Origin of the sequence: Sphingomonas sp. MMS24-J13 (assembly GCF_044905095.1) — a bacterium.
Lineage (GTDB): Bacteria > Pseudomonadota > Alphaproteobacteria > Sphingomonadales > Sphingomonadaceae > Sphingomonas_I.
On record NZ_CP173258.1, the window covers coordinates 3,470,636 to 3,494,294 of the forward strand.

Annotated in this window: 20 protein-coding genes, 1 tRNA gene and 1 pseudogene; 9 read left to right on the top strand and 13 right to left on the bottom strand. The window is 65.0% G+C overall.

Annotated features, from left to right (window positions below):
* Positions 1-36: 36 nt before the first annotated feature.
* Complete coding sequence (locus tag AB4Z44_RS15930) at positions 37-1,686, bottom strand: ATP-binding protein (RefSeq protein ID WP_404710670.1); 1,650 nt, start codon at positions 1,684-1,686, stop codon at positions 37-39.
* Positions 1,687-1,885: 199 nt separating this feature from the next.
* Between AB4Z44_RS15930 and AB4Z44_RS15935 the strand changes: the two genes are divergently transcribed.
* Positions 1,886-3,346 carry an MDR family MFS transporter gene (locus AB4Z44_RS15935; RefSeq protein ID WP_404710671.1) on the top strand — a complete coding sequence of 487 codons (1,461 nt, stop codon included), beginning with the start codon at positions 1,886-1,888 and terminating at the stop codon, positions 3,344-3,346.
* Between the two features lie 39 nt (positions 3,347-3,385).
* Here AB4Z44_RS15935 and rpoZ read toward each other — a convergent pair whose 3' ends face one another.
* The gene (gene rpoZ / locus AB4Z44_RS15940) at positions 3,386-3,727 is read right to left on the bottom strand and encodes a DNA-directed RNA polymerase subunit omega (protein WP_404710672.1); all 342 of its coding nucleotides are present in this window, start codon (positions 3,725-3,727) and stop codon (positions 3,386-3,388) included.
* A 64-nt stretch (positions 3,728-3,791) separates the two neighbouring features.
* On the opposite strand from rpoZ, the gene AB4Z44_RS15945 reads away from it, so the two are divergent.
* On the top strand, positions 3,792-4,958 hold the full coding sequence (locus AB4Z44_RS15945; RefSeq protein WP_404710673.1) for a phosphatidylserine/phosphatidylglycerophosphate/cardiolipin synthase family protein: 1,167 nt from the start codon (positions 3,792-3,794) through the stop codon (positions 4,956-4,958).
* Positions 4,959-4,987: 29 nt separating this feature from the next.
* On the opposite strand, the gene AB4Z44_RS15950 is transcribed toward AB4Z44_RS15945, so the two are convergent.
* Together AB4Z44_RS15950 and AB4Z44_RS15955 are read right to left on the bottom strand one after the other, a co-directional pair.
* On the bottom strand, positions 4,988-5,611 hold the full coding sequence (locus AB4Z44_RS15950; RefSeq protein WP_404710674.1) for a class I SAM-dependent methyltransferase: 624 nt from the start codon (positions 5,609-5,611) through the stop codon (positions 4,988-4,990).
* Between the two features lie 151 nt (positions 5,612-5,762).
* Complete coding sequence (locus AB4Z44_RS15955) at positions 5,763-8,060, bottom strand: CDC48 family AAA ATPase (protein WP_404710675.1); 2,298 nt, start codon at positions 8,058-8,060, stop codon at positions 5,763-5,765.
* A 291-nt stretch (positions 8,061-8,351) separates the two neighbouring features.
* Between AB4Z44_RS15955 and AB4Z44_RS15960 the strand changes: the two genes are divergently transcribed.
* Complete coding sequence (locus AB4Z44_RS15960; RefSeq protein ID WP_404710676.1) at positions 8,352-9,233, top strand: LysR substrate-binding domain-containing protein; 882 nt, start codon at positions 8,352-8,354, stop codon at positions 9,231-9,233.
* A gap of 36 nt (positions 9,234-9,269) precedes the next feature.
* Here AB4Z44_RS15960 and AB4Z44_RS15965 read toward each other — a convergent pair whose 3' ends face one another.
* Both AB4Z44_RS15965 and AB4Z44_RS15970 read right to left on the bottom strand, forming a co-directional pair.
* Positions 9,270-9,722: a peptidylprolyl isomerase gene (locus AB4Z44_RS15965; RefSeq protein ID WP_404710677.1), complete on the bottom strand. Its 453-nt coding sequence runs from the start codon at positions 9,720-9,722 to the stop codon at positions 9,270-9,272.
* 69 nt (positions 9,723-9,791) lie between these two features.
* Positions 9,792-10,811 (bottom strand): LLM class flavin-dependent oxidoreductase, encoded by a 1,020-nt coding sequence (locus tag AB4Z44_RS15970; RefSeq protein WP_404710678.1) that lies wholly within the window; start codon positions 10,809-10,811, stop codon positions 9,792-9,794.
* A gap of 87 nt (positions 10,812-10,898) precedes the next feature.
* On the opposite strand from AB4Z44_RS15970, the gene mgtE reads away from it, so the two are divergent.
* Both mgtE and AB4Z44_RS15980 read left to right on the top strand, forming a co-directional pair.
* Entirely contained in the window at positions 10,899-12,314 is a 1,416-nt protein-coding gene (mgtE, locus tag AB4Z44_RS15975; RefSeq protein ID WP_404710679.1) for a magnesium transporter, read from the top strand.
* A 31-nt stretch (positions 12,315-12,345) separates the two neighbouring features.
* Complete coding sequence (locus tag AB4Z44_RS15980; protein ID WP_404714252.1) at positions 12,346-12,741, top strand: DUF1489 family protein; 396 nt, start codon at positions 12,346-12,348, stop codon at positions 12,739-12,741.
* A gap of 6 nt (positions 12,742-12,747) precedes the next feature.
* On the opposite strand, the gene AB4Z44_RS15985 is transcribed toward AB4Z44_RS15980, so the two are convergent.
* The 6 genes and pseudogenes from AB4Z44_RS15985 to AB4Z44_RS16010 all read right to left on the bottom strand — a co-directional run bounded on the left by AB4Z44_RS15985 (position 12,748) and on the right by AB4Z44_RS16010 (position 18,420).
* Positions 12,748-13,446, bottom strand: a complete 699-nt coding sequence (locus AB4Z44_RS15985; protein WP_404710680.1) for a head GIN domain-containing protein — start codon at positions 13,444-13,446, stop codon at positions 12,748-12,750.
* Positions 13,447-13,469: 23 nt separating this feature from the next.
* Positions 13,470-14,177 (bottom strand): GIN domain-containing protein, encoded by a 708-nt coding sequence (locus AB4Z44_RS15990; protein WP_404710681.1) that lies wholly within the window; start codon positions 14,175-14,177, stop codon positions 13,470-13,472.
* 270 nt (positions 14,178-14,447) lie between these two features.
* Positions 14,448-14,969 carry a CarD family transcriptional regulator gene (locus AB4Z44_RS15995; protein WP_404710682.1) on the bottom strand — a complete coding sequence of 174 codons (522 nt, stop codon included), beginning with the start codon at positions 14,967-14,969 and terminating at the stop codon, positions 14,448-14,450.
* A 215-nt stretch (positions 14,970-15,184) separates the two neighbouring features.
* Entirely contained in the window at positions 15,185-15,523 is a 339-nt protein-coding gene (fdxA, locus tag AB4Z44_RS16000) for a ferredoxin FdxA (protein WP_404710683.1), read from the bottom strand.
* Positions 15,524-15,597: 74 nt separating this feature from the next.
* A complete protein-coding gene (locus AB4Z44_RS16005; RefSeq protein WP_404710684.1) occupies positions 15,598-15,858 on the bottom strand; it encodes an RNA-binding S4 domain-containing protein in 261 nt (86 codons plus the stop codon).
* Positions 15,859-15,868: 10 nt separating this feature from the next.
* Positions 15,869-18,420, bottom strand: a pseudogene (locus tag AB4Z44_RS16010) (helicase-related protein).
* Positions 18,421-18,620: 200 nt separating this feature from the next.
* On the opposite strand from AB4Z44_RS16010, the gene AB4Z44_RS16015 reads away from it, so the two are divergent.
* From AB4Z44_RS16015 to AB4Z44_RS16030, 4 genes are all read left to right on the top strand, one after another.
* A complete protein-coding gene (locus tag AB4Z44_RS16015; RefSeq protein ID WP_404710685.1) occupies positions 18,621-20,087 on the top strand; it encodes a M23 family metallopeptidase in 1,467 nt (488 codons plus the stop codon).
* Positions 20,088-20,135: 48 nt separating this feature from the next.
* Positions 20,136-21,959, top strand: coding sequence for an ABCB family ABC transporter ATP-binding protein/permease (locus tag AB4Z44_RS16020; protein WP_404710686.1), 1,824 nt, complete (start codon positions 20,136-20,138; stop codon positions 21,957-21,959).
* A 44-nt stretch (positions 21,960-22,003) separates the two neighbouring features.
* Positions 22,004-22,079 (top strand) — tRNA-Glu (locus tag AB4Z44_RS16025).
* A gap of 664 nt (positions 22,080-22,743) precedes the next feature.
* Positions 22,744-22,986, top strand: a complete 243-nt coding sequence (locus AB4Z44_RS16030; protein WP_404710687.1) for a hypothetical protein — start codon at positions 22,744-22,746, stop codon at positions 22,984-22,986.
* 394 nt (positions 22,987-23,380) lie between these two features.
* Here AB4Z44_RS16030 and AB4Z44_RS16035 read toward each other — a convergent pair whose 3' ends face one another.
* Positions 23,381-23,659: a helix-turn-helix domain-containing protein gene (locus tag AB4Z44_RS16035; protein WP_404710688.1), complete on the bottom strand. Its 279-nt coding sequence runs from the start codon at positions 23,657-23,659 to the stop codon at positions 23,381-23,383.

Sequence of the window (23,659 nt, forward strand, 5' to 3'; positions counted from 1 at the left end):
GACCATTGGCATGTAGAATGCGCGATGCCGCGAACCTTACGCCCCCGCCTCGATCTCCATCAGCTGCGCGATGCTGACGGCAAGATCGGCCTGGCGGAACGGCTTTTCGAGGCGGGGCAGGTCGGGCGTGATCCCGATCGCATCCGAATAGCCCGAGACGATGAGCACGCGCATGTCAGGCCAGCGGATACGGGTTGCCGCCGCAAGTTCGGTTCCTGTCATCTGCGGCATCAGATGATCGGTTACGAGCAGATCGATCGGTCCACGCGTCGCGAGCATCGTCAGCGCCTCCGCGCCCGACGAAGCCTCATGCACGACAAAGCCGAGCTCGATCAGCATATCCGCCGTACTGGCGCGAACGAGCGGCTCGTCATCTACCACCAGCGCGATCCCACTGCGCGGCGTAGCCGCCTCGCGCACGATCGGCGTGGCGATCAGCAGTTCGGCGGTGGCAGGCAGCCAAACATGGATCGCGGTGCCGATCCCTTCGCTGCTGTCGATCAGCAGCGAACCGCCTAGTTGCAAAGCCAGCCCGTGAACCATCGAAAGACCGAGCCCCGTCCCCTGCCCCACGCCCTTGGTCGAAAAGAAGGGCTCGATCGCGCGCTCAACCGTTTTCGCATTCATGCCGATGCCGGTGTCGACTACGCCGATCCGCACATATTCGCCCGGAATGAGCCCGGCGCGATGCGCGCCGGACACCACCTCATGATGCGCTTCGAGCCGCAGCCGGCCGCCATCCGGCATCGCGTCGCGCGCATTCACGACCAGGTTGATCAGCGCCATTTCGACCTGATTCTGCTCACCGCGCGCGAGCGGCAGCCCTTCGGCAATATCGAGACTGAGTTCGATGCGCGGGCCGATCGTGCTGCCGATCAACGGGCTCAATTCCAGCATGATCGCCGCCAGATCGATTGCGGTCGGCGTCAGGGGCTGCCGGCGCGCGAAGGCGAGCAGCCGCTGGACTAGCGCGCGCGCCCGTTCGGCCGATTGCAGCGCACCGCTTATCAGCCGCTGCTCGCGCGCGTCGCCGGTTCCGCGCCGCGCGAGCATGTCGAGCCCGCCGAGGATGGGCACCAGCAGATTGTTGAAATCATGCGCCACGCCGCCCGTCAGCTGGCCCATCGCCTCCAGTTTCTGCGATTGGCGTAGCACCTCCTGCGCCTTCATCAGATCCTGCGTCCGCTCGACCACGCGCGCTTCGAACGTCGCTGCCAATTCGCGTAGGCGCCCTTCGCTTTCGCGCAGGCTTTCGATGAGCCGCGCATTCTCGATCGCCACCGCGGCCGATCGCGCCAGCGCCTCGACCTTGGCAATCGTAACCGCATCATGGTCGCGGTTTTCGGCCCAATAAGCACCGAGCGCGGCGATCGGTGCCGGCGCCCCGATCGGCGTCATGATCAGGCTGCGCACGAAGGTTTCCCGATAGAGCTCGTAGGGGATGCGCTCATCCTGCGCGATATCGGGAACGATCGCCGTCTCGCGATGGAGCATCGCCCAGCCGGAAACACAGGTCGCCATCGGAAAGCGCGCGCCTTGCCAGAGCGGGAGGATCGCATCCTCGGCCGCGTAAAAGCATGTGTCGCCATCGCGAACGACGACCGCGATGCCATCGGCGCCGACCACCTCGCGTGCGGTCTGGCGCAGGATATCGACGATGTCCTCAAGCGACCGCGCGCTCGCCATGCGTTCGCTTGCGGCCGCCAGGCGCATCCATGGAATCGAGGGATCTTTTTGATGCATCATCCCGCTCATTCTCGCCGCGCGCCCAATCGCCGGAAGGGCAATATCAGGTAAATGCCCGCGCAGGCGACTATTCTCGACCCGCGCCTTATCGGCCAGACCGCAGGTTTCGCGTCGCTAGACGATCGTCTAGCGCACGCCCATGCGCGCCGACATCCAACTCAACCGACCCGCGATTCTCGCCTCGATCATGCTCACGAGCTTCATGATCGCGATCGAAGCAACGATCGTGTCGACCGCGATGCCACAGATCGTAAGCCACCTCGGCAATCTCAAACTCTATTCGTGGATCTTCGCATCGTTCCTGCTGACCCAGACGGCGACGACGGTCGTGTTCGGCAAGCTCGCCGATCTCTACGGCCGCAAGCATATCGTTCTGATCGGCATCGCGATCTTCCTGCTTGGGTCGCTGGCGTGCGGCTTCGCCTGGTCGATGCCGGCTCTGATCGTCTTCCGCGCGCTGCAGGGGCTGGGCGCGGGCGCGATGATGCCGATCACCGCAACCCTGATCGGCGATCTCTACCCCGCGGCCGAGCGCGGCAAGGTCCAGGGTTGGCTCGCCAGCGTCTGGGGCATCTCGTCGGTGCTGGGTCCGCTCGCAGGCGCGCTCGTTATCAAGCATCTGAGTTGGGCGTGGGTGTTCTGGATCAACGTACCGCTCTGCCTGGCGGCGGCGGCCGGCTTCATCATCTATCTGCGCGAGGACCTGGAGCACCAGCAGCGTAGCGTCGACGTCACTGGCGCGCTGCTGTTCACGATCGCGATTACCGGGCTGATGCTGGCACTGACCGAGATCGGATCGACCCACCGGACCACCATGATGTGCGGCCTGATCGCCTTCGTGGTCGCCGGCATCCTATTCGCGGTGCAGGAGAAGCGCGCGAGCGATCCGATGGTCTCGCTCAAGGTGTGGGCGCATCGCCCGATCGCGGTGAGCAACGCCGTCTCGCTGTTCTCGGGCATGACGACGATCGGGCTGACCACCTTCCTGCCGATGTATGTCCAGGCGGTGCTCGGTCGCTCGGCTGTGATTGCGGGGCTGACCCTGACGGTGATGGTGCTCGGCTGGCCGATCACCGCCACCTATGCCGCGCGCAATCTGGTGCGCTTCGGGCTGCGGCCGATCCTGATCACGGGCTGCCTGCTCATGCCGATTGGCGCCTCGCTCTTCCTGTTCCTCCACGCCGGCGGCAGCCCCTGGCTGGCGGGGACCGCGTCCTTGATCATGGGGTTCGGGATGGGCTGTCTCAGCACCGCGGGCATGGTGATCGTACAGAATGCGGTCGGCTGGACCGAACGCGGCGCGGCGACCGCCTCGCAGATGTTCGCCCGCAGTCTCGGCAGCACGGTCGGCGCGGCGTTGCTGGGCGGCGTGCTCAATATCAGCCTCGCAGCGCACGGATCGACCGTCAAATCGGATCAGATCCGCGATCTGCTCGACAAGGTCGGCGGTGGCGGGGGCATGGACGCGGTCCGCACGACGCTCGATAGAGCGCTTCACATCACCTTCTGGGGCGTGTTCGTGCTGGCCTTGCTGACCTTCGTGGCCTCGCTGGCGATACCGGCCGTGCGGATCGATACCGCGGGGACCAGAGAAGATTAGACGATCGCCATCCCGACACGTGCCGGGATGGCGCCTCGCTCATTCGTAATCGGGGCCGAGATTCTGGGTGCGTGGCGGGGCGGCGGCGGTAAGGCGCAACGCCTCCGCCGACTGGGCCAGCGAACCGATCGCGTCGGGCATGTCCTCCTCGTCGACCTGCACGCGCTGCAGGCCCGAGATGACCGCCTCGTTCAGTTCTGCGGGAAGGACCAGTTCTTCGGCGATCTCGCGCAGCGCGACCACCGGATTTTTATCACGATCGCGATCGATCAGGAGTTCGGCACCGCCGGAAATCTGGCGCGCACGCTGCGCTGCCAGCAAAACCAGATCGAACCGGTTGGGGATCTTGTCGACGCAATCCTCGACGGTAACGCGCGCCATATTGAACGCTCCGCTTGACCAAGCATTTGGTGGGGAAGAAGGGTGCGTCAGATAAGGTGAGGATGTGGAAAAGTCAACGAAGCCGATTACGAGCCGCACCTTCACCGTCGAAGGCAATCATCTCCAGATCCTGGCCGAAGGAAAGGAACGGTTGGCGACGCTGATCGACCTGATCGATGGCGCGCAATCGAGCCTGCGGCTGCTCTACTACATCTACGCCGCCGACGAAGCCGGCCAGAAAGTGCGCGACGCGCTCGACCGCGCATTGAAGCGTGGGGTTACGGTGGCGTTAATCGTCGACGGGTTCGGCAGTTCGGCGCCACCCGAATTCTTTGCCGGCATCCACGCCGACGGCGCCGATGTCTGTCGCTTCCTGCCCAAGCTCGGGCGCCGCTACCTGCTCCGCAATCATCAGAAGCTGGCGCTCGCCGACGAGCGGGTCGCGATCATCGGCGGCTTCAACATCGAAAACGACTATTTCGATGACAAGGATGGGTGGCGCGATCTCGGCTTGCGCATCGAGGGACGCGCGGCCGCGCGCCTGGTCGGCTATTTCGATGCGCTCAAACGCTGGACGCACCGCGACGGCGCGCGCCTGCGCGATCTGCGGCGCGCGCTATCGCATTGGAGCCAGAGCGATGGCGGCGGCAAGGCCTGCTGGCTGCTTGGCGGCCCGATGCGACGGCTGAGCCCCTGGGCCAAAGCAATTCGCGGCGAGATCGCCAAAGCCACGCGGATCGACATGATCGCCGCTTACTTCGCACCGACCCCGCATATGCTTCGCGCGATCGAGCGCGTCGGCAAACGCGGTGGCGAGGCCCGGATCGTCACCGCGGCCAAATCCGACAACAACGCCACGATCGCGGCGGCACGGCACACCTATCACCGGCTGTTGCGCAGGAGGGTCAGCATATTCGAATATCAGCGCACCAAGCTGCACACGAAGTTGTTCGTGATCGACGATGCCGTCCATATCGGATCGGCCAATTTCGACGTGCGCAGCCTGTTCCTCAACCTGGAGGTGATGCTGCGGATCGAGGATAAGGCCTTCGCGGATTATATGCGCGCTTATGTCGATCACGAGATCGCGGGTTCGCGGGCGATCACGCGCGCGGCGCACGAAAAAGCGACATGGTGGGACCGCGTCCGCTGGAGCTGGGCCTACTGGCTTGTGGCAGTGGTGGACGGAAAGGTCACGCGCCGCCTGAGCTTTGGGGTGGACCGACCATAAAGCTGTTCCCGGCAAAGCCGGGGAGACTGTCAGTCCTTCCAGGCCCAGTAGAGCTGGGCCGGGGGGATGTTGATCAGTTCGAAACCGTGATCGATCCGCTCGAAGCTCATCGCCAGGAAATCGCGGACCTTGGGCGAAAATTGATAGACCAGGAAGGCGCCGCCGGGGCGGAGCGCGGCGTTGGTTTCAGCCGAAATCTTGGGGCCGAGGCCGGGGGGCAGGGTCGAGAAAGGCAGGCCCGAGAGGACGTAATCGGCATGCTCATGGCCGTGATCGGCGATGATCTGGCGAACGTCGGCCGCCGAGCCAAGGACCGGGAAAAAGCGGGGATCGACGAACTGGCGGCCGAGATAGTCGATGAACTCGCGATTGGTATCGATCGCGATATAGCTCGCGTCCGGACCCATCTTATCGAGAATCGCCTGGCAGAAGGTGCCCACGCCCGGGCCATATTCGACGAACAGCTTCGTATTCGCCCAATCGGTACGCGACAGCATGTGCTCGATCAGCTTGCCCGATGAGGGGATGATCGATCCAACCATGACCGGATGACGGACGAATTCGCGGAAGAACATGCCGAGCGGGCCAGGTCCGGTGCTGCCGCGGCGGCAATTCTCGCGCTTGAGCACCTGCTCGCCGGATGGTGAAGTCATGCGTCCCGAACCCCTGTGAAACCTATACGTCTTGAAATGTTCGCAAATGCGCAACGATTGCGCAAGCCGCACGGGCCCATCGCCCAGCCTCCCTCCGCAATGACGCGGAGGGAGGCTACGACGAAACGTTCTACAGGCACGACAGTCCGGATCAGCTTCCCTTGGGTCCGCGCGGATTCAGCATGCCCGGCGCGATGAATCCGATCGGATCGATCGCCAGTGCATCCTGTTTCAACCGCGCCGACATCTGCTCATATTCGCGTTCCATCTCCTGCGTCACGCTGGCACGGGTCTCGTCGAGCGCGCGCTCGAAGTCGGCCGCGGTCACCTGCGTCGCTTCAAGGCTGCCGCGCAACGCGAACAGGCCCGCGCGCCGTACCAGGTCCTCCAGGTCGGCGCCGGTGAAACGCGGCGTACGCTCGGCCAAGCTGCCGAGATCCACATCGTCGGCGAGCGGCATCGATTCGGTGTGGATACCCAGGATCCGCCTGCGCCCACCCTCGTCGGGCACGGAGACGTAGATCAACTCGTCGAACCGCCCCGGCCGCAGCAGGGCGGGATCGACCAGGTTGGGGCGGTTGGTCGCGCCGATCACCACCACCGATTGCAGTTCCTCGAGCCCATCCATTTCCGACAGGATCGTATTGACGACGCGCTCGGTCACCTGCGGTTCGCCCAGCCCGCCACCGCGGGCGGGGACAAGGCTGTCGAGCTCGTCGATGAAGATCACGCACGGCGCCACCTGACGGGCGCGGGCGAACAGCCGGGCGATCTGCTGCTCGCTCTCGCCATACCATTTTGACAGCAGGTCTGACGATTTGGTGGCGATGAAATTCGCCTCCGCCTCGCGCGCAACCGCCTTGGCGAGCAAAGTCTTGCCCGTGCCGGGCGGGCCGTAGAGCAAAAAGCCCTTGGCCGGGCGGATGCCCAGCCGACGGAACGCCTCGGGCTGCTTGAGCGGCAGCTCGACGCCCTCGCGCAGGCGTTCCCGCGCGTCGTCGAGGCCCCCGACATCGTCCCAGCCCACATTGGGTGCCTGCACCATCACCTCGCGCATGGCGCTCGGCTGGACGCGCTTCAGCGCCTCTATGAAATTCTCACGGCTGACATGGAGCGTATCGAGCACTTCGGGCGGGATCGTCTTTTCCTGCAGATCCAGCTTCGGCATGATCTGACGCACGGCCTCGATCGCCGCCTCGCGCGCCAGAGCGGCAAGATCGGCGCCGACGAAACCATAAGTCTGGCGGGCCAGCTCGTCGAGATCGACCGTGTCGCCGATCGGCATGCCGCGCGTATGGATGCCCAAGATCTCACGCCGGCCGCGCTCGTCCGGCACGCCGATCACGATTTCCCGATCGAACCTGCCCGGGCGGCGCAGCGCTTCGTCGATCGCCTCGGGGCGATTGGTCGCGGCGATGATGACCGTATTCTGGCGCGGCTCGAGCCCATCCATCAGGGTCAGCAACTGGGCGACGAGGCGCTTCTCCGCCTCGCCCGTCGTCTGGCCGCGCTTGGGCGCGATCGAATCGATCTCGTCGATGAAAATAATCGAAGGCGCATCGGCCGCCGCCTGCTCGAACACTTCGCGCAGGCGCTTCTCGCTCTCGCCATAGGCCGAGCCCATAATTTCCGGACCGTTGATCAGGAAGAAGTGGGCATGGCTCTCGTTGGCGACCGCACGTGCCAGCCGGGTCTTGCCGGTGCCGGGCGGCCCGTAGAGCAGCACGCCCTTCGGCGGATCGACGCCGAGCCGCTGGAACAGCTCCGGATAACGAAGCGGCAGCTCGACCATCTCCCGCACCTGATCGACCGTCGCGCCGAGCCCGCCGATATCGTCATAGGTAACGTCGGCGCGCCGGCCGCCATCCTCGACCGGCGCCTGATATTCGGCGCGCAGTTCGACCTCGGTATCCTGATCGATATGGACGATGCCGCGCGGCGTGGTGGAAACCACGGTCAGCCGGATCTCCTGCAACGAAAATGCCGGCGCATTGAGCATCGTGCGCAACGCCGGAGGCATGTTACCATGCTCGATCCGCTGCTGGCCGGTGGTGGCGACGACATCGCCTTCGGTCAGCGGACGCATGCCGAAGCTGCGCTTCAGCGCCTCACCCGATCCCTGCAGCCTTAGATTCTGCTGCGCCGGCGCCAGCACGACACGCTGCGCCGGCGTGCTTGCCGCCTTGCGCACGTCGACGAAGTCGCCCGAACCTACGCCGGCATTGGCGCGCTGGAGGCCATCCAGCCGCAGGATCTCGAGCCCCTCATCCTCGCCATAGGGCAAAACCGCGCGTGCCGGGGTCGATCGCTTTCCGACAATCTCAACGACGTCGCCCTCGGTCAGCCCCAAGGCCGCCATCGAAGCGCGTGACAACCGTGCCAGCCCACGCCCGGAATCCTCGGGCCTTGCGTTAGCAACCTGGAGCTTGCGCCCCTCACTATCAGCCATTCCTCGCTCTCCTCGCGTCACGAGATAGGAGCGGTTTTGCGGGTTACGAGGGGGGCGGCAGCAGCATGGCCTCCAAACGCATCCAGACAAAAAAAGGGCCGATCTTTCGACCGGCCCTGAAGTCTAGGAGAGGATGCCTGAAAGGCACGCTCTTTATGTCGTTTTGGATGATATTGTGCAAGTGCGAAGAACTTTGGCGCGGTTGCGAATTGCGCAATTAGCATCTATAAGCGGAACGGTTATCCTCCAGTGCGTTCCGGCCCTCCCCGACCGGACCAGAAGGAGAAGTAGGTGCGTCGCCTGCCGCCCCTTACCGCCGTTGAGGCATTCGTCCAGGTTGCCCGTCTTGGTTCTGTCAAGGCGGCCGCCGAGCAACTCGCCCTGTCTTCGCCAGCGTTAAGCCGGCGGATCCAGGCGTTGGAACGTTTCGTGGGCCGTTCGCTGTTCGAGCGTCGCCATCAGGCGATGATGCTGAACAGCGATGGCGAGCAATTGTTGGCGCGCGTCGCGCCCGCGCTCGACGCTCTCGCTGTTGCAATCGACGCAACGCTAGGGGAGACCGAGCTGCTCCGCCTTCGGCTGAACGTCCCGCCACTTTTTGCATCGCAGCGGCTGATCAACCGCCTGCCGGAATTGCGCGCGCGCCACCCTTCCCTCCACATCGATCTCGATACCCAGCCGCATCCATTGGCCCGCTTGGGCGAGGGGCTCGACGCCGCAATCGTGATAACGCGGGAGGTGGACCCCGCTTTCTACAGCCGCCGGATCGCCCAGAGCCGCATCGCTGCGATCGGATCGCCACAGCTCCGCGAAGGCCCGGACGCGATCCGCACGCCATCGGACATCCGCAACGCCACGATCTTCGTCCACCGCGATATGCCGGAATTGTTCAACATCTGGCGAGAGGCGATCGGCGAGCCCGATCTCGAGCCGGCCGCGGTCGACCATTTCGATTCGGGGCCTTTAATTCTCGACGCCGCCGCGCAGGGGTTGGGCGTCGCCTTCATGCTGGACGAGCATGTGCTCGACAGTTCGGGCACGCGATTGGTGAAGCTGTTCGATCGCGATGTCGATTCGAGCTACAGCTATTGGTTCGCCGCCCGGCGCACCGCGCTTTCGAGCCGATCGGTGCGGATATTCCACGACTGGTTGTTCGAGTCGGTGGCTTCGTAGAAATCCTCCCCAGCAAGGCTGGGGAGGATCTTTTGATCAGGCCACCGTCGCCTTGACGATCTTCCCCGGCGTGCGCGGCGGCTCGCCCTTGGGCAGCGCGTCCACGAACTCCATGCCTGACGTCACTTCGCCCCACACCGTATATTGGCGATCAAGGAAGGTCGCGTCGTCGAAGCAGATGAAGAACTGGCTGTTGGCGCTGTTCGGATTGGACGAGCGCGCCATCGAGCAAACGCCACGGACGTGGGGCTCGGACGAGAATTCGGCCTTGAGGTCGGGCTTCTTCGACCCGCCCATGCCGGTGCCTGTCGGATCGCCGCCCTGCGCCATGAAGCCGGGGATGACGCGGTGGAACACCACGCCGTCATAGAAGCCTTCGTTCGCCAGCTCGACGATCCGGGCAACGTGACCGGGTGCGAGATCGGGGCGCAACTTGATGACGACGTCGCCGCCGCTGTCGAGATTGAGAGTCAGCGTATCATCGGCCATGTATCTTCTCCTGCAGAAATGGAATTCCCGCTCGTCCTTGGCGAGCCGGGATAGGATTGGGGAGCGCCCTTAAGCAGCCTGACCCACGCGCGCCAGCCCATATTCCTCGGCGACCAACTCGTAAGAGCGCCGCCGCGAGCCATGATCATGGAGGATATTGACCAGCATCAGTTCGTCCGCGCGGTACTCCTCGGCCACCGCATTAAGCCCGCGCCGCACTTCAGCGGGGGTACCGACCACGGTTCGCCGGTTCCGGCGCGATGCATGCGGGTTGGTCGCGGCCCATGCCAGCGCCTCCTCGACGCTCGGCACCGCGATCGGCGTTCCGGCGACGAGATGCGCAAACATCATCCTGGCGGGCGCGGCGAGGCGCTCGGCCTCTTCGCTCGTCTCGGCGGCGATCGTCCAGGTCGCGACCATCACCCGCGGTTCGGGCCAGCGCGCCGACGGGCGGAAGGCATGGCGATAGGCGCGCGCCAGACCCGACCCATCCGAATTAATGAAATCGGCAAAGCAATAAGGCAGCCCGCGTTCAGCCGCCCAGTGCGCCGAATTGGGCGAAGAGCCGAGCAGCCACAATTCGGGCGAGCCCTGCCCGCCGCTGGGCAACGTATCCTGCAACACGGCGAAGGCATGGTCTTCAGGGAGGCTGTGATCCAGATAGCCGCTCAATTCGGCCAGCCCGACCGGGAAGTCATGCGGCATCAGCCGGCTGCGATCACGCTGAAGCGCGAAGGCGGTGCGCTGATCGCTTCCCGGCGCGCGGCCAACGCCGAGATCGATCCGGCCCGGCGCGAGTGCGGCAAGCATGCGGAACGTCTCGGCCACCTTGAAGGGCGAATAATGCGGCAGCATGATCCCGCCCGATCCGACCCGGATCCGCTTCGTGGCCAGCGCCACCGGGCCGATCAGCGCCTCGGGCGCGACCCCGGCGAGCGCTGGCGATGCATGATGCTCGGCCAGCCAGTAGCGCTCATAACCCAGTGCGTCGCAGGCGCGCGCCAGATCGAGCGTGTTCATGAGCGCTTGCGTCGCCGTCGATCCTTGCGCGATCGGCGACTGATCCAGGACGGAAAGCGTATAAGGCATCGCCTGCCATATGGGCGCGCGGAAGGGGCTGACAAGCGCCTGCGCCCCGCCTAAGCCGCCCCGGCGGGCGCAATCGGGAGAGACCATATGAGCGAAACGGAGACCGAGATCGCCGTTCCGCTTCCCGAAGACGTCCGCGACCCGACCCATGATGCGGACGACCGGCTGACGCACGAGTTCGTGCGGCTGGTGGTCGATCATGTCGAGGCGGGCGAGCTCGATGAAGCCCGCGCCGAGGTCGAGCGGCTCCACCCCGCTGATATCGCCGACTTGCTCGAGCTGGCGCCCGCCGACAGCCGCATGGCGCTGGCCGCCGCGCTCGCCGACCTGCTCGACGGCGACGTCCTCGCGGAGATGAACGACTGGGTCCGCGACGAGGTCATGGAAGCCTTGTCCGCGCAGCAGGTCGCCGACCTGACCTCCGAACTCGATACCGACGATGCCGTCGCGATCATCGGCGACATGGACGATGCCGATCAGCGCGCCGTCCTCCATGCGATGGAGCCCGAAGATCGCGCCGCGATCGAGGAAGCGCTTTCCTATCCGGAGGAATCGGCCGGCCGCCTGATGCAGCGCGACCTGATCGCGGTGCCCGAGCATTGGTCGGTGGGAGACGTGCGCGCTTACCTGCAGGGCAATGACGATCTCACCACCGATTTCTGGGAGGTGTTCGTCGTCGATGTCGCGCACAAGCCCGTCGGTACCTGCAAGGTCAGCTGGCTGATGCGCGCGGCAGACGCAACGCCGGTCAGAGACATCATGCAGGATGAGCAGACGCTGATCCCGGCCGAAATGGATCAGGAGGAGGTCGCGCTCCGCTTCCAGAAATATGCGCTCATTTCGGCCGCCGTGGTCGACAAGGCCGGGCGCCTCGTCGGCATGATCACGGTCGACGACATCGTCCACATCATCCAGGAGGAAGCCGGCGAAGACGCTCTGTTGCTCTCCGGCGCGGGCGACGGCGACATCAATGAGCCGATCCACCTGACGGTGCGGACCCGATTGATCTGGCTGGTGGTCAATCTCGGCACCGCGATCGTGGCGTCGTCGGTGGTGGGGGTGTTCCAGGGCGAGATTGCGCGCTTCGCCCTGCTCGCGGTGCTGATGCCGATCGTATCGGGCATGGGAGGTAATGCCGGCACCCAGACCTTGGCGGTCGTGGTGCGCGCGCTCGCGACCAACCAGCTCACGAGTTCCAACACGTTGCGCATGATCGGTCGCGAATTCCGCATCGCACTCGCCAACGGATTTTCACTCGGCCTGCTGATCGGGCTCGGCACCTTCCTGATCTATCATAATTCCAATCTCGCGATCGTGATCGGCATGGCGATGATCATCAACAATATGGTTGCAGGGCTGGCCGGCGTGCTGATCCCGCTCTGCCTCGATCGTGCCAAAGTCGATCCGGCAGTGTCGTCGGCGGTATTCGTGACGATGGCGACCGACGTGATGGGCTTCTTCACCTTCCTCGGGCTGGCCTCATTGTTCGGGCTGGGGGCATAGCGGCGCAGCGGATGCGTCCCATATTGGCGTGATGCTCCATATCACCAAGGTCGCCGTCGGCTGCACCGATGCCGACATGCTTGCCGAACGCCTGAGCAGCCGTGCGATCGGCGGCGAAAGCTGGGTGCCGACCCGCTATCGCCCGACCCGGCACGAGGAATTGATCGGCGGTTCGCTCTACTGGATCGTCAAACACCAACTGATCGCGCGCAGCCGCATCGTCGGCTTCGACGAGGTCGAGGGGCGCTGCCATATCCGCATCGACGCCGATCTCGTGCCGGTCCGTATCAGGCCCCGCCGCGCGCACCAGGGCTGGCGCTATCTCGCTGCCGATGATGCGCCGGGCGACCTGAATGGCGCAGTGGACGATCTGGCCGCCCTGCCGCCCGGTTTGATGAGCGAGCTGGCAGCGCTGCGGTTGATCTGAGCCGCCTTAACGGCAGCTCACATCGCCCGGCCCGTGCTTGCTGATCTGGCACCGCGCACCGCCGTGGATGGCGATGTCGCCGGGCCCCGACAGGGCGCCGTTGACCACCCCGGTCGCGCCGAGCGCAACATCGCCAGGGCCGGTAAGATTGACTGTGGCATCGCGCACCGTAAGCCCGCTCGCGCGAACGTCGCCGGGGCCACGCAGGGTGATATGCGCGGTCGCGGCGCGGCCCTTGACGGTGAGGTCGCCGGGTCCATCGAGCGTAAGGGTGGCATCGCCGGTATCGATCGCATCGATCGTCAGATCGCCGGGCCCGCGCAACGTGGCGTTGAAGTCGCGCGTACGGATCTGGTCGATCGTCAGGTCGCCGGGCCCCGACAGGGTCGCCGCGGTCAGCATCGGCACGGTCACGTCGATGAATGCGCGCTCACGATGCCAATTCCAGGCCGACCACCAGCTGCCCGGCTTGCTGCGAATGACGAGTTCGCCATTCACCACGTCCACGATCAGCCGGTCGAGCGCGTCCTGCGGCCCCTGCGCGCGCGCCGAGGGCGCGGCACCCGTATGGACGTGAACCGTGAACGGCACATTGCTCTGGATCCGGGAGAAGCCTCCGATGGGGAAGTTCCGCGCGGCAGCCTCGGCACTGGTCGCGCCGAACATGGTGGCGGACGCGAGAATGACAAACAGAAAGCGCGACATGGTCTCTCTCCTCATAATTCAGATCAGCCGCAGTGGACGCTGCCCCAGCCGCTCTTGTGGACAATGCATTTGGGCTGACCGAGCACGCTGACCGAGCCGAGCCCGCTCAATTTCACCTCAACCGGCCCGTTGACGCGCGCGACGACGCTGCCGGTACCCGACATGTCGATCAGCGCGGCGCGCGCGGCGAGGCCGCCTGCCTTGATCGAACCTACGCCGCTGAGATGGACCACGAGCCGATCGGTCCCACCCGTCGCTTCGAGCGTCCCGGTGCCGCCGACATCGAGCGAGGTCTGGCCGGCCTTGAGCGCGCCGACCTTCAGCGTCCCAGCACCACCGACCCGGCCGGCAAAGCCCGGCCCTTCCGCGCGATCGACGTCGACCGTGCCCGCGCCCGTCACCGCCGCACCAGCCACGCGCGGCATCGTCACGAAGATGTGCAGATGCTCGTCATGAACATCGTGCGGCTCCTGCCCCGGCAGCCACCGGATGACGAGCGTGCCGTCACGGACCTGCAGATCGAGACGATTGACCAGATCGGCGTCGCCGTCGGCATGCACCGCAAAGGCGCCACCCGTACGAACCTGAACCGCTGCGGCCGCGGCGAGATCGACCTTGTCGAAACCGGCAATCTTCCAGTCACGAACCGCGGCGGGGGCGGAGGTGGCGGTCAGACCGAGGCCGGCACATCCTGCCAGCACGGCAAGGCGAAGCCTGTTGGGAAGGGTCATCGGGGCACGACTCCTACTGTGTTGCTCTAGCAATACAGTTCCGATTCGCGGAGCGCAAGCGCTTTTTGACTACAGATGTGGTCGACACGCGAGCCGTGCCCACCCATGTCGTCACCGCAGCGAAGGCTGGGGTCTCGGGAGAGTAGAGCGCGCTCATGTCCTCCTGAGATCCCAGCTTCCGCTGGGATGACGGTTTTTGGGTCACCGGACGCGCCCGAAACAAAAAGGGCGGCCGAAGCCGCCCTTTCCGCACCCGAATCGCTTGCGCGATCAGGCCTTGTTGTGGATCGCCGCCGCAGCGCGGAGGATGTCGAGGATCTTCACCTGCGCGGTGGGCTCGTCGACCGCTTCCATCGCCGCCAGTTCGCGGGCGAGACGGCTGCAGGCCGCTTCGAAAATCTGCCGTTCGGAATAGCTCTGCTCGGGCTGATCGTCGGCCCGGAAGAGATCGCGCACCACTTCGGCGATCGAGACGAGATCGCCCGAATTGATCTTGGCTTCATATTCCTGCGCACGGCGCGACCACATCGTGCGCTTGATCTTCGGCTTGCCCTTCAGCGTCGTCAGCGCCTCGTTCATGGTGAGGTTCGACGCCAGCTTGCGCATGCCGACCAATTCGGCCTTGTTGGTGGGCACGCGGAGCGTCATGCGCTCCTTTTCGAATCGAAGGACATAGAGTTCGAGCTTGGTGCCGGCAATTTCCTGGCTTTGCAGTTCGACCACGCGTCCGACCCCGTGCTTGGGATAAACAACATAATCGCCGACGACGAAGCTCAGCGCCTTTGCAGCCATTTAGAGACCTTCCTGCTCAAGCGGACCGCGGGCCCCGGCGAGTCCGCAACTGAAGGGCGGCTCGGCGGCAGCAATAAGGCGGCCGGATACGGTTCCGTTACCGCGGGCGCCCGGACGACGACCGCTTCTTGTCGACGCTTGTAACAGAATTACAACGCTTATGCCAGCTTTCCGTGCAAGTTTCCGGGCTTAGCGGCTGCCGCTCACGGATTCTCTCAGTCGCCCCGGCCGGGTTCGGGCGAGAATTCATTTTCATATTTGTCCGGCACGCCCTTCCACGCGTCGGCATCCGCCGGCGCTTCGCGCTTGCGCGTGATGTTGGGCCATTGCGCCGAGAAGGTGGTGTTCACCTCGAGCCATTTTTCGAGCCCGTTCTCGGTATCGGGCAAAATCGCCTCGGCCGGGCATTCGGGCTCGCACACACCGCAATCGATGCATTCGCTCGGATTGATGACGAGCATATTGTCGCCTTCGTAGAAGCAGTCGACCGGACAGACCTCAACGCAATCCATATACTTGCAGCGGATGCAGGCATCGGTAACGACGTAGGTCATCTGTGGTAAGCTCCTCGCCCGGACCACCCGGGCCTATTCGGCGTGCGCCGCATATGGCGCAGTCGAGGCATCCGTCAACCGGTGGGCGCCGAAAGGTCGGTATAGCAGGCCCGCGCCTCGGGCGCCGGGCCGCGCCGCTCAGGGAGTGCCTCGACTCGCAGCACGCGCACATGATCGTTGAGGGGGAAGGTGAGCACCGTGCCGACCTTGACCTCCGCGGAGGCGCGCGTCGTCGGCTTGCCATCGACACGCAGATGGCCCTGCTCGATCAGTTGCTGGGCGAGGCCGCGTGTCTTCACCAGTCGCACGAAGCACAGAAATTTGTCGATCCTCAATCGGCCGACCTCAGTGGCGAAGCGCCGCAAGCGCGCCGAAGGCATTGCCCGGCCTGAGCCGCGTCTCGGCGGGCTTGGGCGCCGGGCGCTTGCCCTTCCACACCCAGACTTGCTCGGCGTTCCGGAAGCCGAGTGCCAGCATCAATTGAGTGAAGCTGGGGCTGGCCAGCCCCAACGATGTCGCCAGGCCAGGATCCGGCGCAAACGGCGCGCGCGCGGCCCCGCCCTCGGTGCGCACATCGTGCGCGTTGCGCGCCAGCCGCTCGACCTGATCGACCCGCAGCATCTGCGCGCCCAACGGCCGGAAGCCCGCCATGATGAAGGCCGCGCAGGCCTGCGCGTCGGCGGGTGTCGCGACCGAGACCGCGCCGATCGGCGGCAAGAGCGGCATCACCTGCCCATCCTGCGCGGCCGCCAGCGCGACCCGCCAGCGCGCGGGCTCGGGCTTGATCAAAGCGGGGACATAAAGATCGAGCGTGCCGAGCCGTACCCCCAAACGGTTGACCGCGGGGCGAAGATCGCGACCCAATCCTTCCAGCACATTTTCCAGCACCCGCCGCTCGACCACGCCGCCAGCCTCGCCGAGCGGGGCGAGAAAGGCGCGGACCGGGCCCGGCTGGGCCGAATCGCGCGCCGCCGCCATGATATCGGCGAGCGGGCTGAGATGGCGCGCGACGCCATGGTCGAGCCAGGTCTGCAACCGTACCACCACCGCCTGGCGTTCGGCCGGCGACAGCGCATCCAGCGCCCTGTGAAGCTCGATCCGCGGGCTCAGCAACGTCTTGCCCTTGCTGAGCCGCGCGACGACATCGCCGCGCCAGAACAAGGCGACCGGCCGACCCGGGTCGGTCGCGAGGCTGAATGCCGCGTCCTCATCACCGGTCAAAGCCAAAGCGCGCCGGGTCAATTCCTCGCCCAGCCGCCGGTCGGCCGCCGCCATCAGCCGCTTCATGTCGCCGTGGCGCGCAGACGCGTCGGCCTTGAAGCGGAAACCGATCAATTGCCCGATCGCCTCGCCATCGACGGTGACGGTGCCGTCCTCCGCCACCTTCATCGGCAGGATATCCGCGCCGCGCGCGCCGAGATCGCGCATCAGCACCGACGTGCGCCGATCGACGAAGCGCTGCGTCAGCCGCTGGTGGAGCGCGTCCGACAATTTTTCTTCGAGGACACGCGTGCGTTCGGCCCAATGGGCGGGCTCGGCCAGCCAATCGGGCCGGTGCGCGATATAGGCCCAGGTCCGCACCGCCGCGAGCCGGCCGGCAAGCGTCTCGACATCGCCCTGGACCGAGTCGAGCTGCGCCAGCTCGGCCGCGAACCAGGCAACCGGCAGATGGCCCTTATCCTCCGACAGATGCTGGAAGATGCGCCCGACCAGCCGCGAATGCGGCTCGGCCCCGGTCTTGCGGAAATCGGGGAGCCCACAGGCATCCCACAGGCGACCGACCATCCTTTGGCCTTTGGTCCGTTCGCGCACCCAGGTATCGTCGGCCAACCGCTTGAGCACCGCCAGGTCGATCGCCTGGGGGGCCGCACGAAGCGCGGGCGAAGTCGGCTTGCGCTCTAGGTCGCCGATCAGCGTATCGATCGAAGCGAGGCTGGGCTTGCCCTCCCGCCAATAGAGATGATCGAGCGGGGGAAGACATGCTCCTCGATCGCGAGCACCTCGTCATCCTCGAACTGAGCCTTCTGCCCTTCGAGGCTGAGCGTCCCGAACGTGCCGTCGCGCTGGTGCCGCCCGGCGCGGCCGGCGATCTGCGCCATTTCCGAAATGGTCAGCCGGCGCGATTTACGCCCGTCGAACTTGCGCAGCGAGGCGAAGGCGACATGCGCCACATCCATGTTGAGGCCCATGCCGATCGCGTCGGTCGCGACCAGATAATCCACCTCGCCTGCCTGGAACATCGCGACCTGCGCGTTGCGGGTGCGCGGGCTCAACGAGCCCATCACCACCGCCGCCCCGCCGCGCAGACGACGCAACATTTCTGCCACGGCATAGACCTCCTCGGCCGAGAAGGCGACGATCACCGATCGTTTGGGCAAACGCGACGGCTTGGCCGGGCCGGCATAAGTGAGCGTCGAGAAACGCGGCCGGGTGATGATCTGGGCCTTGGGGACGAGTTCGCGCAGCATCGGCCGCAGCGTCTCGGAGCCGAGGATCATCGTCTCCTCGCGACCGCGTGCGCGCAGCAGCCGATCGGTGAAGACATGGCCGCGCTCGGGATCGGCGCCCAATTGCGCCTCGTCGAGCCCGACGAACGCAAAATCGCGCGCGCCGATGGCACCCGCCTCGCGCCCGCCGCCGAGCGGCATGCTTTCGGCGGTGGTGAGGAAGTAGCGCGCCTTGTCCGGCACGATCTTCTCCTCGCCCGTCACCAGCGCGACCGACGCCGCCCCCTTGATCGCGACCACCCGATCATAGACTTCGCGCGCCAGCAGCCGCAGCGGAAAGCCGATGAGACCGGAGGAATGGCCACACATGCGCTCGACCGCGAGATGGGTCTTGCCCGTGTTGGTCGGCCCAAGCACCGCGATCAGCGGTTCGGCTGCGAAACGCGTCATGTCAGGACCCAAGATGGCGCAAGCGGGGACAAAAGCAAGCGCGGTTCTATGACTCGACTCACCCGAAAAACGATTCGGCTCATCGCAGTTCGTGGCGCCAAATATGTGGATTAGTTTGACTTTAACCTGTCTTATCCACAGTCCTCCGGCCCGGCCGACTTGATGAGATCGGCAGCGAGGGAGCCTGCCCAGGGGGTTCGATGTATTTGCGTGACACAGGGGGATTTACCGAGAGCGGTGGCGCGGTAGCGCTGACGCTGCCGCGCAAGCCCCGCCTGATCGATCGCGCGACGATCCGCCGTGGGCTGGAGCATGCCCAGTCGATCGATCTGGTCGTCGATCTCGGCGCGCGCATCGGCAGCCGCGAATGGTGGCGCGGGCTCGCCACCTGCACCGCGCTCTGCGCCTCCGCCATCGCCGCTGCACCCGGCTTTCACCCCTTGCTCGGCCCGGTGGCCGCACCGATGGGCGGCACTCAGGCCGAAGAGATGCGCGTCTCGGCCATCGCCCCGACGGCTTATGGCGCCGATACCGGCAAGAAGGTGGCGCCGACCGCTTTGGTCGAGCGGCTCGCGGATACGCCCGAGCGTCCGCAGATCAGCCTCACCGCTGCATTGGGGAGCGGCGACGGCTTTGGCCGCACGCTCACCCGCGCCGGGGTCGGCGCGGACGAAGCAAGACAAGTGACGAATCTCGTTGCCGATGCCACCCGGCTCGGCGACATCAAATCGGGCACCAAACTCGACATCACGCTAGGCCGGCGCCCCAACAAGGATGTTGCGCGGCCGCTCGATCACCTCGCCTTCCGCGCCAAATTCGAGCTCGCGCTCGAGATCAATCGGATCGACGGGCGCCTTCAGCTCAAGGAGATCCCGATCGCGGTCGATGATACACCCTTGCGCGTGACCGGCCGGGTCGGATCGAGCCTGCTCTCCGCCGCGCGCGCGGCCGGCGCGCCGGCAAAGGCGATCGAGACCTATCTGCGTGCGATGGCGCAGCATGTGGCGATCGGCGCAATCAAAGCGAACGACCGCTTCGATCTGATCATCGAGCATCGCCGCGCCGCCACCGGCGAGACCGAGACGGGCGGGCTGTTGCTGGGCGGACTCGAGCAGGGCAGGAAGACGCTGCGGTTGCTCAAGTGGACGCAGGACGGACGCGAGCAATGGTTCGACGCGGCGGGCACCGGCGAATTGCATGGCAACATGAAGATGCCGGTCCAGGGCGCTCACCAGACCTCCAGCTTCGGCATGCGCTTCCACCCGATTCTCGGCTATAGCCGGATGCACCAGGGCATCGATTATGGCGCCCCGATGGGTGCGCCGATCGTGGCGGCGACCGACGGCACGGTCAGCTTCTCGGGCTGGCATGGCGGGCACGGCAATTACGTCCAGATCCGGCACGCCGGCAACATGGGCACCGGCTATGCGCATATGAGCCGGATCATCGCGCATATCGGCGAGCATGTCCGCGCGGGGCAGTTGATCGGCTACGTCGGATCGACCGGGCTCTCGACGGGCCCTCACCTCCATTTCGAGGTGTTCAAGGATAACAAGGCGATCAACCCCGCCGGCGTGAAATTCGCGCAGGCGGCGCAATTGGGCGGCTCGGAGCTGTCACGTTTCAAGGCGACCCTGGCGCGGCTGTTGGCAGTTCACGCCTCATAGCGATCCGAAAGGTAGCGGATCGCCGCAACCGCACTATGTTGTCGGGCAATGCCTCCGACCGCCACCGAAAAAACCCCCAATCCCGAAAATGGCTTTGCGGCCCTGCGCCGCTTCCTGCCTTACCTGTGGCCCGCCGACCGGCCGGCACTGCGCCTGCGCGTGGTGGCCGCGATGCTGCTGGTGGTCGCGGCAAAGGTCGTCGTCCTCTACGCGCCGTTCGCCTACAAGGCGGTGATCGATCATATGGCGCCGGGCCACCAGGATACGGTGGCGCTCGCGCTGGCTCTGGTCGTCGCCTATATCGGCGCGCGCTTCGCCACGACCTTCTTCGACAATCTGCGCAACGCGATCTTCGAGCGCGTGGGGCAGGAGGCCGCACGCCGCCTGTCGATGGAGGTGTTCGCACATCTCCATCGCCTGTCGCTGCGCTTCCATCTCGAGCGCCGCACCGGCGCGCTGACGCGCGTGATCGAGCGCGGCACCAAGAGCATCGATACGATGCTCTATTTCCTGCTGTTCAATATCGTGCCGACGATCTTCGAACTGCTGGCGGTTTGCGTGATCTTCTTCGCCAAGTTCGGCCCGGGGCTGGTGGTGGCGACCGCGGTGATGGTGGTGATCTACATCGCCTTCACCCAGCGCATGACCAACTGGCGCATCTCGCTCCGGCGCATCTGGACGCAAAGCGACAGCGAGGCGACGCAAAAAGCTGTCGATTCGCTGCTCAATTACGAGACGGTCAAATATTTCGGCGCCGAGAGCGTCGAGCAGCGCCGCTATGGCGAGAGCGTCCGCCTGCTGGTCGATACCACCACCAAGGTCGAGACCAGCCTCGCCTGGATGAATATCGGCCAGGCCTTCATCACCAATGTCATGATGGCCGGCGCGATGGCGTACAGCGTGTGGGGATGGAGCGTAGGGCGCTTCACCGTCGGCGACGTCGTGTTCGTGAACACGATGCTCGCGCAGCTTTTCCGCCCGCTCGATTTCCTCGGCATGGTCTACCGCGAGATCCGCCAGGGGCTGATCGACATGGAGGCGATGTTCAACCTCGTCGATACGAACGAGGAAGTGACCGACATCGCTGACGCTCCCGCGCTCGTCCCCATGGGCGGCGGCGTGCGCTTCGAGCATGTCGATTTCGCGTACGATCCCGAGCGGCAGATCCTGCACGATGTCGATTTCACCTTGCCCGCCGGCGGCACGCTTGCGGTGGTGGGCCATTCGGGCGCCGGCAAGTCGACGATCGCGCGGCTGCTATTCCGCTTCTACGACGTGACCGGCGGCCGCATCCTGATCGACGGCCAGGATATCGCCCGCGTCAGCCAGACTTCGCTGCGGCGGGCGATCGGGATCGTCCCGCAGGATACGGTGCTGTTCAACGACACGATCGGCTACAATATCGCTTATGGCCGCGACGGCGCGGGCCATGACGAGGTGGTGGCGGCCGCACGCGGTGCGGCGATCCACGATTTCATCGAGAGCCTGCCCGATGGCTACAATACGCGCGTAGGCGAGCGTGGCCTGAAGCTTTCCGGCGGCGAGAAGCAACGCGTCGCGATCGCGCGTACCCTGCTCAAGGATCCGCAGCTGCTGATCCTCGACGAGGCCACCTCTGCGCTCGACAGCCGGACCGAGGCCGAGATCCAGGAGACGCTGCGCCGTGTCGCCGAACGCCGATCGACGATCATCGTCGCGCACCGGCTCTCGACCATCGTCCATGCCGACGAGATCGTGGTGCTCGAGCAGGGCCGCATCGTCGAGCGCGGGACGCACGCTCAGCTGATCGCGCGCGCCGGCCTCTATGCCGACATGTGGGCAAGACAGGCATCGGAGGCGGAAGAGGCACAGGAAGAAGCAGAGGCGGCTTGACGCCGCCCGGCGCGTCCCATAATGGCCCCGCTTCCGCGAGCATTGGCCCCTTCGTCTAGCGGTCTAGGACGTCGCCCTCTCACGGCGAAAACACGGGTTCGAGTCCCGTAGGGGTCACCAGATTGAAAACATTGAATTTTTTTCAATCTGGTGACAATATCGTGGGGGAACTCCTCTTCCGTTCCGTCGCGTGGCCAAGTCATCGTGACGCTCAGGTGGTGAATGTCCGAAGCTGGGGGATAGGCGAAATGGCAGCTTTCAACGCTGACCGTCAGAAACTGCTCGTTCGGGTGACCCTTAGCCTGCCATTACCGAGATAGGTGATCACGCATTGCGGGCCGGGATCGCAAACGGCATGAAGCCGGGCCATGTTGTCCGGCTCGACATGCTTCCACCGATTTCCGTCCTCCACTCGAATGTCGCTCATGTTGCGGAAGGGCGCTCGCAGGAGAGCTTGCGGGCGATCGGACGGAATTCTGAACGCGGCCGACCAGCCAGCTTCGTCCTTATCATGCCACCGGAACATGACGTCATGTGATGATCTGCTGATGACCCCCGTCGACAGATCGTCGCAACCGGCGACGCACAAGCCGGCAAGCATGGAAGCCCAAACGCCAATGGAGTTTCTCGCCCGCATTCAGGCATGATGCGAGCGAGCAAGAACGACCGCAAGTGGGCGCGAGCGGACCGACAACTCCTGCCATCCGCTCCGCCGGCCCGGAAGGTCCGGCCGTGGGCGGTTAGCTGCCGTTGCGCCGAAGCACCGCGTCGCTAAGCCATCAGCATGATCTGCAATATCGTCGACAGGCGCACTAGGCCATATCGCTGGCGCGAGGTGAACGCGATCATCGAAGCAACCTCGCATGACAACGCCTGCAAGGATGCAGACCAGCAGCCGCCGACGGATGACGACCTTACCTATGACCAGCGCGAGAATGTCACGCTGGCGGAGGCCGTCGCGTGGGCTAACGCAGAGTCATCCGCGGTGACGTTGTACCTTTACGACAAGGGTGCGGGAACAACCTGAGGAAGGTCCGCAAGTGGGCGAGAGCCGACAGGCCGCCCTCTCGCCGACCAACAGCGGACAGCGACCTTATCGGCACCCCGCAGTCACCGCCGTGCCTTCAGCATCAACACCGTGCACCTGGAACACGTTCTTCGCGAGATCGAGACCTATAGTCGTGACGTTCCCTATCGTGGCTCTCCCTTCCGGCTCTCTGCAGATCATTCTGAGGGAGGGTTGGAGAGCCGTCCACGTCATCAATGTCGGACACTCAGGACGCCGTTTTGCCTTTTCAACTTCCGCCGTTCATTCATGTAGGTTCAGCGGCCGCTTCAACGACCTGAATGAGACGCGCGAATGGTTTGGAACCGTGAAAAGCGCTCTTACGGCAAACACATAAGTCGCTCCCAAGAGGCGATTATAAGTTGGTCCGCGCTTCGGCTTTCTGACGCACCTTCCGCGGCGAGTCGTCATAGGCCCGCCGGAAAGCGCGCCGCATCCGCTCGAGATCGCCAAAACCGGTTTCGTTCGCGATTGTATCGATTAGAAGGCGGCCCTGCGAAATCAACAACCGCGCTGCCTCGAGACGAAGTTTCTCGGCCGCACGCGTCGGAGAAACACCGGTCTTCTCTCCGAATACGCGCGTGAACTGACGCGGGCTGAGGCACGCAGCTAAACTTCTAGAATAGATCTGCAA

What these genes read in the sequence shown, in the direction of transcription:
- AB4Z44_RS15935 (WP_404710671.1), top strand. Translation starts at nt 1,886, where the DNA reads ATGCGCGCCGACATCCAACTCAACCGACCCGCGATTCTCGCCTCGATC.
- AB4Z44_RS15950 (WP_404710674.1), bottom strand. Translation starts at nt 5,611, where the DNA reads ATGACTTCACCATCCGGCGAGCAGGTGCTCAAGCGCGAGAATTGCCGC.
- rpoZ (WP_404710672.1), bottom strand. Translation starts at nt 3,727, where the DNA reads ATGGCGCGCGTTACCGTCGAGGATTGCGTCGACAAGATCCCCAACCGG.
- AB4Z44_RS15930 (WP_404710670.1), bottom strand. Translation starts at nt 1,686, where the DNA reads ATGGCGAGCGCGCGGTCGCTTGAGGACATCGTCGATATCCTGCGCCAG.
- AB4Z44_RS15985 (WP_404710680.1), bottom strand. Translation starts at nt 13,446, where the DNA reads ATGTCGCGCTTTCTGTTTGTCATTCTCGCGTCCGCCACCATGTTCGGC.
- fdxA (WP_404710683.1), bottom strand. Translation starts at nt 15,523, where the DNA reads ATGACCTACGTCGTTACCGATGCCTGCATCCGCTGCAAGTATATGGAT.
- AB4Z44_RS15955 (WP_404710675.1), bottom strand. Translation starts at nt 8,060, where the DNA reads ATGGCTGATAGTGAGGGGCGCAAGCTCCAGGTTGCTAACGCAAGGCCC.
- AB4Z44_RS15990 (WP_404710681.1), bottom strand. Translation starts at nt 14,177, where the DNA reads ATGACCCTTCCCAACAGGCTTCGCCTTGCCGTGCTGGCAGGATGTGCC.
- AB4Z44_RS16030 (WP_404710687.1), top strand. Translation starts at nt 22,744, where the DNA reads ATGATCTGCAATATCGTCGACAGGCGCACTAGGCCATATCGCTGGCGC.
- AB4Z44_RS15995 (WP_404710682.1), bottom strand. Translation starts at nt 14,969, where the DNA reads ATGGCTGCAAAGGCGCTGAGCTTCGTCGTCGGCGATTATGTTGTTTAT.
- AB4Z44_RS16020 (WP_404710686.1), top strand. Translation starts at nt 20,136, where the DNA reads ATGCCTCCGACCGCCACCGAAAAAACCCCCAATCCCGAAAATGGCTTT.
- AB4Z44_RS15970 (WP_404710678.1), bottom strand. Translation starts at nt 10,811, where the DNA reads ATGCCTTATACGCTTTCCGTCCTGGATCAGTCGCCGATCGCGCAAGGA.
- mgtE (WP_404710679.1), top strand. Translation starts at nt 10,899, where the DNA reads ATGAGCGAAACGGAGACCGAGATCGCCGTTCCGCTTCCCGAAGACGTC.
- AB4Z44_RS15965 (WP_404710677.1), bottom strand. Translation starts at nt 9,722, where the DNA reads ATGGCCGATGATACGCTGACTCTCAATCTCGACAGCGGCGGCGACGTC.
- AB4Z44_RS16015 (WP_404710685.1), top strand. Translation starts at nt 18,621, where the DNA reads ATGTATTTGCGTGACACAGGGGGATTTACCGAGAGCGGTGGCGCGGTA.
- AB4Z44_RS15980 (WP_404714252.1), top strand. Translation starts at nt 12,346, where the DNA reads ATGCTCCATATCACCAAGGTCGCCGTCGGCTGCACCGATGCCGACATG.